The following is a 13,996-nucleotide window of genomic DNA, read 5'->3' as shown; positions in this document are numbered from 1 at the left end:
CGGCGGGGGTGTCGCTAGGGTCGTCTGGCGCGGAGGGCCAGGCCGCCGATTGGCAGGATGACCAGGCCGGCCGCGCACAGCATGGCGATCCATTCACCGGTGGCCAGGCTCACCCAGAGGCCGAGGCCGAGAACCGCGACGCTCCACAGCCAGCCGAACAGCGCGCTGCGGCGCACGGCGTGGTCGGGTGCGATTGTCATGCCTTCACTCTACAAAGCGCGGCTGGGTGGTTCCAGTGGACCCGACGGCTCAGACGGTGACGACCGACTGGGCCAGGGCGTCGAGCGCGCCGGGCACCAGTCGGTAGTACGCCCAGGTGCCGCGCTTGTCCCGGGAGAGAATACCGGCATCCACCAGCACTTTGAGATGGTGGGACACCGTGGGCTGGCTGAGGCCGAGGGGTTCGGTGAGGTCGCAGACGCAGGCTTCGGCGTCGTCGTGGGCGGCGACCATCGAGATCAGCCGAAGCCGGGCCGGATCGGCGATGGCCTTGAGGGTCTTCGCGAGCTTTTCCGCGCCGTCCGCGGCGAGCGCTTGGCGGGCGGGCGGCGCGCAGCACTCGACCGCCGCGGGGGCCTGCAGAAGTTCGACGTTCACCATTCCCCCATTCTGACACGCGAATTGACATCCATCGATGCTGTCGCCACACTCAATATCGACGTTCATCTATTTCCCAGCCGTGACCGATGGAGCACCATGACATCCGCCGACCAGCCCGCCCCTGCCGCCGCGCAGCTCGGCACCACCGATCGGCTGCTGCCGGTCTGGATTCTCCTCGCGATGGGGCTCGGGCTACTGCTCGCCGTCTTCGCGCCCGGCGTCGGCGACCTGCTGCACGCGTTCTCGATCGGCTCGGTGAGCGTGCCGATCGCGGTGGGCCTGCTGGTGATGATGTATCCGGTGCTCGCCAAGGTGCGGTACTCGGATGCCCGCGCCGTCGCCGGCGACCGGCGCCTGCTGGTGTCCTCGCTGGTGCTGAACTGGCTCGTGGGCCCGGCGCTGATGTTCGCGCTCGCCTGGGTCTTCCTGCCCGACCTGCCCGAATACCGCACCGGGCTGATCATCGTGGGTCTGGCCAGGTGCATCGCCATGGTGCTCATCTGGAACGACCTGGCCTGCGGCGACCGGGAGGCCGCGGCGTTCCTCGTGGCGATCAACTCGGTGTTCCAGGTCATCGCGTTCGCCGCCCTCGGCTGGTTCTACCTGCAGGTGCTGCCGGCCTGGCTCGGCCTGGCCACGACCAGCGCCGAGTTCTCCATCTGGGCGATCACCGCGAGCGTGTTGGTGTTCCTCGGAATTCCGCTACTGGCCGGCTACCTCTCCCGCCGCATCGGCGAGGCCACCCGTGGCCGCGCCTGGTACGAGAGCCGGTTCCTGCCGCGGGTGGGCCCGTTCGCGCTCTACGGACTGCTCTTCACGATCGTGTTGCTCTTCGCCCTGCAGGGTCAGCAGGTCATCGACCGGCCGCTGGACGTGGTGCGCATCGCCCTGCCGCTGCTGGTCTACTTCGCGGTGATGTTCGGGGCGGGCTTTCTGGCCGGCCGGCTGGTCGGGCTGTCGTACGCCCGCACGGCCACGCTGGCCTTCACGGCGGCGGGAAACAACTTCGAGCTGGCCATCGCGGTGGCCATCGGCACATTCGGCGCCACGAGCGGTCAGGCCCTGGCCGGCATCGTGGGCCCGCTGATCGAGGTGCCGGCTCTGATCGCCCTGGTCTACGTGTCGCTGTGGCTGCGCCCGAAGCTGTTCGGCCACGAGCCGGCGCCCCGGGCAGCAGCATCCGGCGAACCGGCATCCACCAAGGCGGCGGCGCCGACCGCCGTCTGACCCGTCAGTGCCAGCGGAGCAGGCTCAGCCGCGGGTCACCTGGATCTTCGACGTCGTCTGCTCGCGCTCGGCGACGGGTACCCGCACCTCGAGTACGCCGTCCCGGTAGCTGGCCGAGACGTCGGAGTCCTTGCTGCCGCTGGGCAACGGGATGTCGCGGGCGAAGGAGCCGTAGCGGAATTCGGTGCGGTAGCCGCCCTTCTCCTTGTGTTCGCTGGTCTCCTGGCGTTCGGCCTGGATGTGCAGGACCCCGTCGGACACCGAGATGTCCACGTCCTTGTCGGGGTCGATGCCGGGCATCTCGGCTTTCACCACGAGGGTGTCACCCTCCTGGTATTCCTCCACCCGCAGGGCTGCGGACTCCCAGTCGCCCTCAAAAAAGCGTCGCACCGAGTCGGGCAATTCGAATCGGTCGCGGCGCGCTACTCCACCAGCCATGATGCATCTCCTTGGGGTTCGGCCTGTTTTCGCTGCACAGAGTACCCCCGCGCCGTGGCCCGCGCAGGCCGTGCGGCGGGCGCTAGATCAGCTGCGCCGCGCGCAGATCGGCCTTCAGCCGCGGGGTCAGCGGGTCGAGAATATCGTCGTACTCGCGATGCCCGCGCAGGTAGGCGGCCGTGAACGGGCACAACGCCACAACCCGCAGCCCGCGCGCCCGCACATCGGCGAGCGCGGCCGCCACCAGCGTCGACGCCAGGCCCTTGCCGGACTGGTCCATGCTGATCTCGGTGTGCACGAACACCCGCTGCTCGCCGTGATCGGCGTAGACGGTGTGGCCCACCTGCACCCCGTCGAGCAGCAGCACGTACCGGCGCTCATCCTCGACGAGTTCGACGGTGCGCTGCTCGCCGGCACCGGGCTGACTATCGCCATGTGTGGGGATGCTCATCCCCCCAGTCTGCCCAGCGCGCCGACGGATGCAACCCCTCGCGGCTGCCCATCCGGCGCTACTCGGTGGTCGGCACCGCGCCGGCCGCCGCCGCGGCATCCGCACCCGCCTGAGCGACGCTGCGCCGCGCCCGCCGGTAGGTTGACCGCTTCGGCTGCTCCTTGAGCTGGCGGCGCACATCGTCGAGGATCTCGGTGACGGTCATCAGGTCGGCATGGCTGAGCCTGTCGAAGAGCATCTCCCGCACCAGGTCGACGTAACCGGGGATGCCCGTCCGCAGCAGGTCGAGGCCCGCCGGAGTGATGTGGGCGATGACCGACCTGTCGTCGTCGGGGGCCGGCTGCCGAAGCACCAGCTCCTTCCGCTCCAACTGGCCGACCTGGTAGGTGAGCCCACTGCGGGAGACCGTGAGTGAATCGGCGATGTCGGTCATGCGCCGCCCAACGGTGCCGGCTTCGCCGATGCGCAGGAGAATCTCGAACTGCGCGAGGGTGAGGCCCACGGAGTCGCGCAGATTGCGGTCGGCCGCGTACTGCACGATGTTCGACGTCTCGAACAGGGCCGCCCAGGCACGCATCTCATCGGCCGAGATGGATGGTTCGGGAATTCCCATGGTCGGTCCTCCGTTAGGGTGAGAAAGAAGTTGTTTCGAATACGAAGCACTTGTCGGCTCGGTGTCGAACACTCTGCGTGTTGACGACTGAGTCCAGTGTGCTCCGCTCTACCCGAAAGAAGACAATCATGACCAACGCCATTTACACCGCATCCGCCACCTCCTGGGGTGGACGCACCGGCAAGGTCGTCACCAGCGACAACAAGCTCGACCTCGACCTGTCCATCCCGAAGGACATGGGCGGCGACGACGGACCCGGCACCAACCCCGAGCAGCTCTTCGCCAGCGGCTGGGCGGCCTGCTTCCACAACGCCCTCAAGGCCACCGCCCGCCAGAACAAGGTCGACGTGTCGGAATCCGCCGTCACCCTCACCGTCAACCTCGTCGGCAGCATGGCCACCGGCCTCGACTTCGAGGTCACCATCGAGGCCCAGATCCCCGGCGCAGACCCGGCCACAGCGCAGGCAGCCATGGAAGCCGCACACGCGGTCTGCCCGTATTCCCGCGCCACCCGCGGCAACATCGCCGTGAAGCTCACCGTCGTCACCGACGAGGACTAGCCACCACCTTCGCGTCTGCGTCCCGTGCGGACAATTGCGTCCGGCACACCGGCACCAATTGTCCGCACGGGCACCAGTTGCGCCACCGGCAGGCTCTACCCCCAGACGTCGGCCATCTCCGCGGGCAGGGTCCGCAGCACGTCCCACCGCTCGGGCACCACCAGGCTCGGCAGCACGAACGACCACATCTCCACGAGCCGCTGCATCAGGTCCGCCCGGCCGGTGAGCACGCCGGAGACCACCTGCACACCCGTGAACGCCGGGCTGATGAACCGGGCGGCGGCAGCGACATCCACGTCGGCGCGCACGTCGCCGTCGAGGATCGCGCGCCGCAGCAGCAGCTCGCAGGCCGCGATCCAGTCCTCGTATGGCGTCACGACGGGCACCGAGAGGTTGCTCGATTCCATCGTCAGGCGGATGCCTGCCCGCGACACCGGATCGTCGCGCACCTGCTTGCCCAGCTCGAACGCCATCCGCAACAGCACGTGCAGGCCGGGCTGTTCGCTCTGCAGCAGCTCGTCGCCGAGCCCGAGCGCCCGCTCATGCTGGGCGTCGATGACCGCCAGCGCCAGCGCCTCCTTCGATGCGAAGTGGAAGTACAGCGCCCCCTTGGTGAGCCCGGCCGCGACACAGATATCCGCCATCGAGGCACCGCCGTAGCCCACAGCGCCGAAGACATCGGCGGCGGCGCGGATGATCGCCGCCCGGGTTTCCACGGCGCGAGCCTGTTGGGTCATGACGCTCCTCGACTGGAAACGGGCACCCGGCACGGCACCGAGACCAATTCCGACTTCGTCTCACCAGAAAGCATACCGTTTGGTATGCTTCCGTTAGGCCGGGCGAGCATTCCGGGGGGAACCTGTTTTCCCGGCCGACGACTACCGCACGACCGCACCACCCGCCCAGCGCCGCCGCCGGGCACCATCTGCCGGGATCGAGGGGAATCCGACGAATGAACAGCACAGGAATACTCAGCACCGCCTGGCAAGGAACGCTCGGGCGCACAGATGTCCTGGACGGCGGCGCTATCGACGGCGCCACGCTGGGCGCTCTGATCGGCGTGACGCTCATCGTCCTGGCCGGCCTGGGCGCCCTCGTCCTCATCGTGGCCGCCCTCGCGCAGGTGGTCCGCGCCGTGCACCTGAGCGAACCGGCCCGCACACGGTGGGTGTTGACCGTGGTCTTCGCACCGGTGTTCGGCGCGCTCGCCTGGTTCGCGGTGGGCAACCGCCTCCAGGCCGGCTGACCCGCACCCGGCTGACCCGCACCCGGCTGACCCGCACCCGGCTGACCCGCACCCGGCAGTCCCGCTTCCGCGGTTCAGGACCGGGGCCGCACCACGAGCACCGGGCAGTCCGCATGCCGCACGCACTGCTCACTGACCGAGCCGAGCAGCATCCCGGCCAGTCCGCCGCGCCCGCGGGAGCCGACCACCAGCATCCGGGACCCCCGCGAGACCTCGATCAGAGTCTTGGCCGGCCCGCCCAGCGCCACCCGGTACTCCGCCGTGAGCCCCGGATGCTCGGCGACGACGTCCCGGGTGTCGTCCACGAGGCGTTCCCGCACCGCGCCCGCGTAGTCCGAGTACGACGACACATAGCCGAACTCCCAGTTCGCCGGGCGCGGAGCCGTGTCGATGGTCCAGGCACGCACGATCGTCACCGGCACCTTGAGGTCGGCGGCCAGGTCGAGAGCCACGGTCAGGGCGTGATCAGCGTCGGCCGATCCATCATGCCCGACGACGATGCCCGCGCGCGGGCCGGGCTGCTGTGCCGGTTGCGCGGCCGCTTCGGCGTGCACCGCCGCCGCGTCGCCCGCATCGGGCCGAGGGTCCTTGCCTGTGCCGGTGTCAGCGTCCATGGTGGCCTCCTGCCGCGGAAGGCGGAGCGTCCGACTCCTGCGGTTCCCTCCCATTCAACCGTCCCGAACCTGCCGCCGGAAGAGCGCGGGCCATCTCGGGCGAGGAATTCCGGCCGCCCTCCGCCGCTGAGCCGCGCCGGCGCAGCCTCTCGCAGCCGCCTCCCACCCGACGTCCGAACGCCTTCGATAGTCTCTGGGGATGAGCTACTTCGAGCGCCACCGTTTGTCCGCGCTCGCGACGGCTGCCGTTCTCGTCGTCGTCCTGGCCGGCGCAGCCCTCGTCAGTGCCGCCCTGCGCGCCGAACCCGCCACGGCGGCTCCCACCGCGCCCATCGCCACGAACACGATCGACCTGGCCGGCTTCGAGCCCGGCCGCATCGTCAGCGACTACACCTTCTTCAACGCCGACGCCATGACCGAGCAGCAGGTGCAGTCGTTCCTGCTGTCGCGCAGCTGCATCCGCACCGACAGCTCACCCTGCCTCTGGGAGTACCGCGAGAGCACCGTCGACCAGCCCGCCGCGGGTGCCGGCCACTGTGCCGCCTACCCGGGCGCCGAGAACGAACACGCGAGCACCATCATCAGCAAGGTCGCCGAGGCCTGCGGCATCAGCCCCCGCATTCTGCTGGTGCTGTTGCAGAAAGAGCAGTCCCTGCTCAGCCGGCCCACCGAGTCCGGCTACCTGCGCGCCACCGGCTACGGCTGCCCCGACACGGCCGACTGCGAGACCGAGTACTTCGGTTTCTTCAACCAGGTCTACAACGCGGCCTGGCAGTTCCGTCAGTACACCCAGGAGCCCGAGCGCACCTACAAGATCGGCGACACCGAGGTGGGCTACAACCCCGACGCCGCGTGCGGCGCGAGCACCGTCGACATCCAAAACCAGGCCACCGCCAACCTGTACAACTACACCCCGTACCAGCCCAACGAGGCGGCCCTCGCCGACCCCGACAGCGATGGCGACGGATGCTCCACCCACGGCAACCTCAACTTCTGGCTGTTCTACACGGCCTGGTTCGGCTCCGGCAACCCGGACCCGTACCCGGATGCCCTGGGCTCCTGCCTCAACTACGCCCACGGCCAGCCCTGCCGGGTGCCCGAGCTGATCCCGTCGCTTTAACCCCACCGCACGCTTAGGAGGAACCATCGTGGACGTCCCCGCCGGCCGCCATCTCGTCTACCAGACCAGCCTGATGAGCGCCCTGCTCGACGGCATCTACGACGGTGACACCACCGTGGCCACCCTGCTCGAGCACGGCGACTTCGGCCTGGGCACCTTCAACGCGCTCGACGGCGAGATGCTGATCCTCGACGGTGTCTGCTACCGGATGCGGGTCGACGGCACGGTGGCACCCGCCGCGCCCGGCGACCTGACCCCGTTCGCCGTGGTCACCGAGTTCGTCCCCACGGTCACCATCCCCGTCACCGGGCCTGCCACCCGCGATCAGGCGGTGGCGCTGATCAACGAGACCCTGCAGAGCGCGAATTACCTCTACGCGGTGCGACTGACCGGCGAGTTCGAGTGGGTGCGGGTGCGGGCCGTGCAGCGGCAGGAGAAGCCGTATCTGCCCATGTCCGAGGCCATCCGGGGCGAGAAGACCCTGGAGTTCGGCCGTTCCACCGGCGTCGTCGCGGGGTTCCGCACCCCGCTTTACGGGCAGGGCATCGGCGTGCCCGGCGGGCACGTGCACTTCGTCGACGCCGACCGGCAGCACGGCGGCCACGTGCTCGACTTCGCGTTACTCTCGGGCACCATCGAGATCTGCATCGGCACCGACCTGCACCTGGAACTGCCGCTCACACCCGAGTTCAAGAACGCGGACCTCAGCCCGGATAATCTCGCCGACCAGATCGAGCAGACCGAAAACCACCGCTGAGCAAACCAAAACGACCCGGTCAGGTCCTCGTCACGTGCCCCGGCCAGAGCGCCGCATCCAGCCCACGTTCGAGCTTGGCGATGGTCTCCATGTCCGGCCAGGCCCGCCCGTCCAGGATGCCGATCAGGGTGGCGTGGTTCACGCCGCAGGACTCGGCGGCATTGCGGATGCTCCGCGAACCGATGGCACGGCGCAGGTTGCCCGCGAACGTCCGCGCGACCTCGCCGATGGCGTCGCTGGCCGGGCCATCCGGCCACTCGTGAACCAACTCGTTCGGCTTCAGGCGCGTGGTGCGTGACATTCCCCCAGCGTAGGCCGCTCCGGGAGCCGTGCGGGCCGCACGAACGGCGACTACGGGGTCCACCACGGCCGCAACGGCAGCTCGCCGGCAGAGCCCGGTTTGTCGGGCCGGGCCATCAACACCTGGTGCAACTGGATGCCATTGTCCTCAAACCCGAGCCGCGATCCAGCCATATACAGACCCCAGACTTTCGCGGTGGGGAGCCCGACCTCGGCGACCGCCTCGTCCCAGTGCTCGACGAGATTGGCGCACCAGTCGCGCAGTGTCAGCGCGTAGTGCTGCCGCAGGTTCTCTTCGTGCAGAACCTCCAGACCGGCGTCCTGCGCCTCGCTGATGATCCGGCCAGACCCTGTGAGCTCCCCGTCGGGAAAGACGTAACGATCGATGAATCCGCGCGGCTGGGGTGGTTTGTGGTTCTCCGGCCAGGTGATGGCGTGATTGAGTAGCAGCCCGCCGGGGCGCAGCCGGGACTGCAGAAACCCGAAGTACGACGGATAGTTGCGCACGCCGATGTGCTCGAGCAGCCCGATCGACGACACCGCGTCGTACCCGGTTTCCGTGACATCGCGATAGTCGGCGTAACGGACCTCGGCCAGATGGCCCAGGCCCTCGTCTGCGATGGCCCGCTGCGCCCAGCCGGCCTGCTCGGTCGAGAGCGTCACACCGGTCGCTCGCACGCCACGGCGGGCGGCGTAGCGCACCATGCCGCCCCAGCCGCAGCCCACGTCGAGCAACCGGTCGCCCGGTTTCAGTCGCAGCTTTTCGAGGACGAGTCGGTACTTGTTGTCCTGCGCCTCCTCGAGGGATGCGCTCCCGCGCGGGTAACACGCGCAGGTGTAGGTCATGGACGGCCCGAGAACCCACTCGTAGAAGGTGTTCGAGACGTCGTAGTGGTGGTGGATCGCTTCAGCATCCCTGGTCTTGCTGTGCCGGAGCCCCCCGGTGATCCTGCGCCACCGGGGCTGCGCTTCCTCGGGCGGCGGCGCTATCGGGCGCAGGTGCCGGGCGCCGATGGAGCGGATCATGTCGACCATCATCCGTGCCGGTGGGCGTGCGAAGACGAGGCTGTCGGCGAGGGCCTTGAGCAGCTCATAGGGGTCCCCCGGGTGCACCCCGCGGATGTCGAGGTCGCCGGCGATGTAGGCGCGGGCAAAGCCGAGGTCGCCGCGGCCGGTGGCCAGGTAGCTCGTGCCGCGGGGGGTCCTCAGATCCAGCCCGAACGACGCGTCCGTCGGCCCGGTCGAACTCCCGTCATAGGCCGTGAACCGCAGCGGAAGCCGGCCGCCTGCCAAGATCTCCAGCACCTCGGCGAGGGTGTATTTCCCCGCCAATCCGGTTTTCCCTGGTGCATCCGTCAGCGAAGTCGACTTCGTCGAGCGTTCCCGGTACGTGGTCATCGTCGTTGCACCGCCTTGGCATAGAGGTCGAGGAGACGTGAATCAGGGTCATATCTGTTCTTCACTGCCCGGTAGTTTTCTCCGCCGTAGAGTTCGTCGAACTCCGCCCGGGAGTAGTAGGAGTCGGAGTACAACGACTTGTGCCCGTCGAAATCACGGACCGCGCGTTCGATCAGGCGGTTCGTCGCCCCCGCGGTGGACCCGACCGGCACCGTCGACCAGAAGCCGACGTTCACGTAGTTCTCGCGCGGCCCGATCGGGTAGAGCGGCCAGCCGGTGTCGTCCTGCAACCGCAGCGGGCACAGCCAGATCGGTGTGATCGGCACGGTGTCCAGGAACCAGTCCAGAAACTCCGCGCACCGCTCTATCGGCACCTCGATGTCTTGGACGACGCGCTCGCGGGGCGGCCGGCCGGCCAGCCTCTCGATGCGATCGCCGATGTGGAATCGTTGTTCGTATTTCATCAGCTTCCCGTAGACGCTGCTGCGCCGGTAGCGTCGCGGCCACAGCCGGCGGACCCGCGGATTCTGCGCTCCGAACGCCTCCGAACACCAGAACCAGTCGGTGTCCCAGCGCCAGAGGTAGTCGTGGATGGTGAGGCGGTCGTCCGTCACCCCGCTGTCGTGCTGGATGGAGCGGTAGTAGATCTGTTGGCCGGTGTAGTCACTGGCGGGGCCGGGCGCACTTGTCTTCCTACCGAGGCAGAGATAGCTTTCCGCCGCGTTGAACACCACGCCGTCGAGGTAGTCGACCACGTCACCGTCGAACATCGCGGTCTCGATGATGCCGTGCATGGCCCGGATCAGGTCGACGAGCGAGTGGAACCGCAGATGGCTGAGCGCGACGAACGGTTTCACGGGTTCGAGCTCGATGCGCAAGCGCACCGCGTACCCCAGCGTCCCGTAGGAGTTGGGGAAGGCCCGGTACAGATCCGCGTGCTCGGTGGGCGACACGGTGAGCACCTCCCCCGTGCCGGTGAGGATGTCCATCTCCAGCACCGACTCGTGCGGCAGGCCGTTGCGGAACGACGTCGACTCGATGCCGAGGCCGGTGACTGCGCCGCCGAGCGTGATGGTCTTCAACTGCGGCACAACCAGCGGCGCCAGCCCGTGGGGCAGCGCCTGGGCGACGAGGTCGTCGTAGGTGCACATGCCGGCCACGTCGGCCGTCCGCGCCTCTTCGTCTATCGCGATGACGCCGGTCAGCCCGGAGGTGTCCAGGCCCGTCCCGGTGTTCTTGGCGCGTGCCCGGAACAGGTTCGACGTTGGTTTGGCCAACCGAATCGCGGCCCCGTCGGGGACGGCCCGATAGCTCTCGAGTAGGCGCTGCACGCCGGCGGCGTGAGCGCGCTTCGCGTCGACAAGTGCGGGCACGCCCACACGATAGCCCGCGGTCGCCCCGGACGCGACGGGGATCTGCACAATCACGCAGAAAGGGCGGGTGCCGAAGCACCCGCCCTTTCAGTAGTCCTCGAGACCTAGAAGTCCCAGTCGTCGTCTTCGGTGTTGACGGCCTTGCCGATGACGTACGAGGAGCCCGACCCGGAGAAGAAGTCGTGGTTCTCGTCGGCGTTGGGCGACAGCGCCGACAGGATCGCCGGGTTCACGTCGGTGACGCTCTTGGGGAACATGGCCTCGTAGCCGAGGTTCATCAGCGCCTTGTTGGCGTTGTAGTGCAGGAACTTCTTCACGTCTTCGGTCAGGCCGACCTGGTCGTACAGGTCCTGCGTGTACTGCACCTCGTTCTCGTACAGCTCGTACATGAGGTTGAAGGTGTAGTCCTTGATCTCATCCTTGCGCTCCTGCGTGGCGCCTTCGAGACCCTTCTGGAACTTGTAGCCGATGTAATAGCCGTGCACGGCTTCATCCCGAATGATCAGACGGATGAGGTCGGCTGTGTTGGTGAGGCGGGCGCGGCTGGAGAAGTACATCGGCAGGTAGAAGCCGGAGTAGAACAGGAACGACTCGAGCAGCACCGAGGCGACCTTGCGCTTCAGCGGGTCGTCACCCTGGTAGTAGTCCATCACGATGGACGCCTTCTTCTGCAGGTTGACGTTCTCGGTCGACCAGCGGAACGCCTCGTCGATCTCCTTCGTCGACGCGAGGGTCGAGAAGATCGAGGAGTAGCTCTTCGCGTGTACCGACTCCATGAACGCGATGTTCGTGTAGACGGCTTCCTCGTGCGGGGTGATCGCGTCGGGGATCAGCGAGACGGCACCGACGGTGCCCTGGATGGTGTCGAGCAGGGTGAGTCCGGTGAACACGCGCATGGTGAGCTGCTGCTCCACCGGGGTGAGCTGGTTCCAGGACTGCACGTCGTTGGAGAGCGGGATCTTCTCGGGCAGCCAGAAGTTGTTGACGAGGCGGTTCCAGACCTCGACGTCTTTTTCGTCTTCGATCTTGTTCCAGTTGATCGCGTCAACGTGGGAGACGAGCTTGAGCTTGTCAATCATGATTTATTCCTCTTGGTGGTACGTCGTTGATCGAGCCTGTCGAGATCTGCTTACGTGGTCTCGACAGGCTCGACCACCGCTGAGATCAGTGAATTACATCACAAAGCGCAGGAAACACAGCCCTCAACCTCGGTCCCCTCGAGGGCCATCTGGCGCAGACGGATGTAGTAGATCGTCTTGATGCCCTTTTTCCACGCGTAGATCTGCGCGCGGTTGATGTCGCGGGTGGTGGCGGTGTCCTTGAAGAACAGCGTCAGCGACAGGCCTTGGTCCACGTGCTGGGTGGCCGCGGCGTAGGTGTCGATGACCTTCTCGTAGCCGATTTCGTAGGCATCCTGGTAGAACTCGGTGTTGTCGTTCGTCATGAACGGCGCCGGGTAGTACACGCGGCCGAGCTTGCCTTCCTTGCGGATCTCGATCTTCGAGGCGATCGGGTGGATCGACGCGGTCGAGTTGTTGATGTACGAGATCGACCCTGTCGGCGGAACGGCCTGCAGGTTCTGGTTGTAGATGCCGTGCGCCATGACGGATGCCTTGAGCTCGGCCCAGTCGGCCTGCGTGGGGATCTCGACGTTGGAGTTCGCGAACAGCTCGGCGCCGCGGGCGGTGACGGGCTCCCACACCTGGTCGGTGTACTTGTCGAAGAACACACCGGACGCGTAGGTCGAGTCGGCGAAGCCGTCGAAGGTGATGCCACGCTCGATGGCGATCTTGTTCGAGGCGCGCAGGGCGTGGAACAGCACCGTGTAGAAGTAGATGTTGGTGAAGTCGATGCCTTCTGGGCTGCCGTAGTACACCCGCTCACGGGCGAGGTAGCCGTGCAGGTTCATCTGGCCCAGGCCGATGGCGTGGGACTTGTCGTTGCCGCTCTCGATCGAACGCACCGACGCGATGTGGCTCTGGTCGGAGACCGCGCTGAGCCCGCGGATGGCGGTGTCGACGACCCGACCGAAATCGGGCGCATCCATCGCCAGCGCGATGTTCATCGAGCCGAGGTTGCAGGAGATGTCCTTGCCGATGGTGTCGTAGGAGAGGTCCTCGTTGTACGTCGTCGGGGTGTTGACCTGGAGGATCTCCGAGCACAGGTTCGACATGTTGATGCGGCCCTTGATCGGGTTCGCCTCGTTCACGGTGTCTTCGAACATGATGTACGGGTAGCCGGACTCGAACTGGATCTCGGCGAGGGTCTGGAAGAAGTCGCGGGCCTTCATCTTGGACTTCTTGATGCGCGAGTCGTCGACCATCTCGTGGTACTTCTCGGACACCGAGATGTCGGCGAACGGTACGCCGTAGACGCGCTCGACGTCGTACGGGGAGAACAGGTACATGTCCTCGTTGTTCTTGGCCAGCTCGAAGGTGATGTCGGGGATGACCACACCGAGGGAGAGGGTCTTGATGCGGATCTTCTCGTCGGCGTTCTCGCGCTTGGTGTCGAGGAAGCGCATGATGTCGGGGTGGTGCGCGTGCAGGTACACCGCTCCGGCACCCTGGCGGGCACCGAGCTGGTTGGCGTAGCTGAAGGAGTCTTCGAGCAGCTTCATCACGGGGATGATGCCGCTGGACTGGTTCTCGATCTGCTTGATCGGCGCGCCGGACTCCCGGATGTTGGAGAGCAGCAGGGCCACGCCGCCGCCGCGCTTGGACAGCTGCAGCGAGGAGTTGATACCGCGGGAGATGGACTCCATGTTGTCTTCGATACGCAGCAGGAAGCAGGAGACGAGCTCGCCGCGCTGGGCCTTGCCGGAGTTCAGGAAGGTGGGCGTCGCGGGCTGGAAACGACCGGCGATGATCTCCTCGACGAGGGCGACCGCGAGCTGTTCGTCGCCCTGGGCCAGGCCGAGGGCGGTCATCACGACGCGGTCCTCGAAGCGCTCGAGGTAACGCTTGCCGTCGAAGGTCTTCAGCGTGTAGGACGTGTAGTACTTGAACGCGCCGAGGAAGGTCTGGAAGCGGAACTTCTTCGAGTACGCCAGGTTGTTGAGGCTGGTGATGAACTCGAAGCTGTACATGTCGAGCACGGCCTGCTCGTAGTACTCCTTCTCGACCAGGTAGTCGAGACGTTCACGCAACGAGTGGAAGAACACCGTGTTCTGGTTCACGTGCTGCAGGAAGAACTCCCGGGCAGCCTCGCGGTCCTTGTCGAACTGGATCTCCCCGTTCGGTCCGTACAGGTTGAGCATGGCGTTCAGGGAGTGATAATCCATGTCCAGGCCCGACGGC

General features: G+C 66.9%; 17 protein-coding genes. 5 read left to right on the top strand and 12 right to left on the bottom strand.

From position 1 onward, the window contains the following. Positions 1–14: 14 nt before the first annotated feature. Positions 15–200 carry a hypothetical protein gene (locus E3O57_RS13545; RefSeq protein WP_103459678.1) on the bottom strand — a complete coding sequence of 62 codons (186 nt, stop codon included), beginning with the start codon at positions 198–200 and terminating at the stop codon, positions 15–17. 49 nt (positions 201–249) lie between these two features. After that, positions 250–600 (bottom strand): metalloregulator ArsR/SmtB family transcription factor, encoded by a 351-nt coding sequence (locus tag E3O57_RS13540; RefSeq protein ID WP_103459677.1) that lies wholly within the window; start codon positions 598–600, stop codon positions 250–252. 96 nt (positions 601–696) lie between these two features. Here E3O57_RS13540 and arsB point away from each other — a divergent pair, with 96 nt between their 5' ends. Then, a complete protein-coding gene (arsB, locus tag E3O57_RS13535) occupies positions 697–1,827 on the top strand; it encodes an ACR3 family arsenite efflux transporter (protein WP_103479852.1) in 1,131 nt (376 codons plus the stop codon). 24 nt (positions 1,828–1,851) lie between these two features. On the opposite strand, the gene E3O57_RS13530 is transcribed toward arsB, so the two are convergent. From E3O57_RS13530 to E3O57_RS13520, 3 genes are all read right to left on the bottom strand, one after another. Further along, positions 1,852–2,265, bottom strand: coding sequence for an Hsp20/alpha crystallin family protein (locus E3O57_RS13530; protein WP_088455084.1), 414 nt, complete (start codon positions 2,263–2,265; stop codon positions 1,852–1,854). An 82-nt stretch (positions 2,266–2,347) separates the two neighbouring features. After that, complete coding sequence (locus E3O57_RS13525) at positions 2,348–2,716, bottom strand: GNAT family N-acetyltransferase (RefSeq protein ID WP_088455083.1); 369 nt, start codon at positions 2,714–2,716, stop codon at positions 2,348–2,350. A 58-nt stretch (positions 2,717–2,774) separates the two neighbouring features. Continuing rightward, positions 2,775–3,329 (bottom strand): MarR family winged helix-turn-helix transcriptional regulator, encoded by a 555-nt coding sequence (locus E3O57_RS13520; protein ID WP_088455082.1) that lies wholly within the window; start codon positions 3,327–3,329, stop codon positions 2,775–2,777. Positions 3,330–3,457: 128 nt separating this feature from the next. Between E3O57_RS13520 and E3O57_RS13515 the strand changes: the two genes are divergently transcribed. Beyond that, positions 3,458–3,889 carry an organic hydroperoxide resistance protein gene (locus tag E3O57_RS13515; RefSeq protein ID WP_174776277.1) on the top strand — a complete coding sequence of 144 codons (432 nt, stop codon included), beginning with the start codon at positions 3,458–3,460 and terminating at the stop codon, positions 3,887–3,889. A gap of 95 nt (positions 3,890–3,984) precedes the next feature. Here the strand turns inward: E3O57_RS13515 and E3O57_RS13510 are convergent, their stop codons facing one another. Continuing rightward, positions 3,985–4,626 (bottom strand): ScbR family autoregulator-binding transcription factor, encoded by a 642-nt coding sequence (locus tag E3O57_RS13510; RefSeq protein WP_103479853.1) that lies wholly within the window; start codon positions 4,624–4,626, stop codon positions 3,985–3,987. Between the two features lie 215 nt (positions 4,627–4,841). On the opposite strand from E3O57_RS13510, the gene E3O57_RS13505 reads away from it, so the two are divergent. After that, the gene (locus E3O57_RS13505) at positions 4,842–5,135 is read left to right on the top strand and encodes a PLDc N-terminal domain-containing protein (protein WP_103459675.1); all 294 of its coding nucleotides are present in this window, start codon (positions 4,842–4,844) and stop codon (positions 5,133–5,135) included. 74 nt (positions 5,136–5,209) lie between these two features. On the opposite strand, the gene E3O57_RS13495 is transcribed toward E3O57_RS13505, so the two are convergent. Continuing rightward, entirely contained in the window at positions 5,210–5,749 is a 540-nt protein-coding gene (locus E3O57_RS13495) for a universal stress protein (protein WP_198416838.1), read from the bottom strand. A 199-nt stretch (positions 5,750–5,948) separates the two neighbouring features. Here E3O57_RS13495 and E3O57_RS13490 point away from each other — a divergent pair, with 199 nt between their 5' ends. Together E3O57_RS13490 and budA are read left to right on the top strand one after the other, a co-directional pair. After that, on the top strand, positions 5,949–6,869 hold the full coding sequence (locus E3O57_RS13490) for a hypothetical protein (protein WP_103459673.1): 921 nt from the start codon (positions 5,949–5,951) through the stop codon (positions 6,867–6,869). Between the two features lie 28 nt (positions 6,870–6,897). Continuing rightward, positions 6,898–7,626, top strand: a complete 729-nt coding sequence (budA, locus tag E3O57_RS13485) for an acetolactate decarboxylase (protein WP_241980252.1) — start codon at positions 6,898–6,900, stop codon at positions 7,624–7,626. Positions 7,627–7,645: 19 nt separating this feature from the next. Here the strand turns inward: budA and E3O57_RS13480 are convergent, their stop codons facing one another. From E3O57_RS13480 to nrdE, 5 genes are all read right to left on the bottom strand, one after another. Continuing rightward, entirely contained in the window at positions 7,646–7,927 is a 282-nt protein-coding gene (locus tag E3O57_RS13480; protein WP_103459672.1) for a hypothetical protein, read from the bottom strand. A 50-nt stretch (positions 7,928–7,977) separates the two neighbouring features. Then, positions 7,978–9,324 carry a class I SAM-dependent methyltransferase gene (locus tag E3O57_RS13475; RefSeq protein ID WP_103479855.1) on the bottom strand — a complete coding sequence of 449 codons (1,347 nt, stop codon included), beginning with the start codon at positions 9,322–9,324 and terminating at the stop codon, positions 7,978–7,980. Continuing rightward, the gene (locus E3O57_RS13470) at positions 9,321–10,697 is read right to left on the bottom strand and encodes an FAD-binding oxidoreductase (protein ID WP_198416837.1); all 1,377 of its coding nucleotides are present in this window, start codon (positions 10,695–10,697) and stop codon (positions 9,321–9,323) included. The genes E3O57_RS13475 and E3O57_RS13470 overlap by 4 nt, the downstream gene beginning before the upstream one ends. 104 nt (positions 10,698–10,801) lie before the next feature. Continuing rightward, positions 10,802–11,776, bottom strand: coding sequence for a class 1b ribonucleoside-diphosphate reductase subunit beta (gene nrdF, locus E3O57_RS13465; RefSeq protein ID WP_088455068.1), 975 nt, complete (start codon positions 11,774–11,776; stop codon positions 10,802–10,804). Between the two features lie 98 nt (positions 11,777–11,874). Beyond that, positions 11,875–13,980, bottom strand: coding sequence for a class 1b ribonucleoside-diphosphate reductase subunit alpha (gene nrdE, locus E3O57_RS13460; RefSeq protein WP_103479866.1), 2,106 nt, complete (start codon positions 13,978–13,980; stop codon positions 11,875–11,877). Positions 13,981–13,996 lie beyond the last annotated feature (16 nt).

The sequence above is a fragment of the Cryobacterium sp. TMN-39-2 genome (assembly GCF_004402745.1).
Taxonomy (GTDB): domain Bacteria; phylum Actinomycetota; class Actinomycetes; order Actinomycetales; family Microbacteriaceae; genus Cryobacterium; species Cryobacterium zongtaii.
This window is presented reverse-complemented; position numbering and strand designations above follow the sequence as displayed.

Excerpts from the sequence above, each read along its gene's own strand:
- E3O57_RS13495 (WP_198416838.1), bottom strand. The coding sequence starts at position 5,749 with ATGGACGCTGACACCGGCACAGGCAAGGACCCTCGGCCCGATGCGGGC.
- E3O57_RS13545 (WP_103459678.1), bottom strand. The coding sequence starts at position 200 with ATGACAATCGCACCCGACCACGCCGTGCGCCGCAGCGCGCTGTTCGGC.
- nrdF (WP_088455068.1), bottom strand. The coding sequence starts at position 11,776 with ATGATTGACAAGCTCAAGCTCGTCTCCCACGTTGACGCGATCAACTGG.
- E3O57_RS13525 (WP_088455083.1), bottom strand. The coding sequence starts at position 2,716 with ATGAGCATCCCCACACATGGCGATAGTCAGCCCGGTGCCGGCGAGCAG.
- E3O57_RS13505 (WP_103459675.1), top strand. The coding sequence starts at position 4,842 with ATGAACAGCACAGGAATACTCAGCACCGCCTGGCAAGGAACGCTCGGG.
- E3O57_RS13520 (WP_088455082.1), bottom strand. The coding sequence starts at position 3,329 with ATGGGAATTCCCGAACCATCCATCTCGGCCGATGAGATGCGTGCCTGG.
- arsB (WP_103479852.1), top strand. The coding sequence starts at position 697 with ATGACATCCGCCGACCAGCCCGCCCCTGCCGCCGCGCAGCTCGGCACC.
- E3O57_RS13515 (WP_174776277.1), top strand. The coding sequence starts at position 3,458 with ATGACCAACGCCATTTACACCGCATCCGCCACCTCCTGGGGTGGACGC.
- nrdE (WP_103479866.1), bottom strand. The coding sequence starts at position 13,980 with ATGGATTATCACTCCCTGAACGCCATGCTCAACCTGTACGGACCGAAC.
- E3O57_RS13510 (WP_103479853.1), bottom strand. The coding sequence starts at position 4,626 with ATGACCCAACAGGCTCGCGCCGTGGAAACCCGGGCGGCGATCATCCGC.
- E3O57_RS13490 (WP_103459673.1), top strand. The coding sequence starts at position 5,949 with ATGAGCTACTTCGAGCGCCACCGTTTGTCCGCGCTCGCGACGGCTGCC.
- E3O57_RS13480 (WP_103459672.1), bottom strand. The coding sequence starts at position 7,927 with ATGTCACGCACCACGCGCCTGAAGCCGAACGAGTTGGTTCACGAGTGG.
- E3O57_RS13530 (WP_088455084.1), bottom strand. The coding sequence starts at position 2,265 with ATGGCTGGTGGAGTAGCGCGCCGCGACCGATTCGAATTGCCCGACTCG.
- E3O57_RS13540 (WP_103459677.1), bottom strand. The coding sequence starts at position 600 with ATGGTGAACGTCGAACTTCTGCAGGCCCCCGCGGCGGTCGAGTGCTGC.
- E3O57_RS13475 (WP_103479855.1), bottom strand. The coding sequence starts at position 9,324 with ATGACCACGTACCGGGAACGCTCGACGAAGTCGACTTCGCTGACGGAT.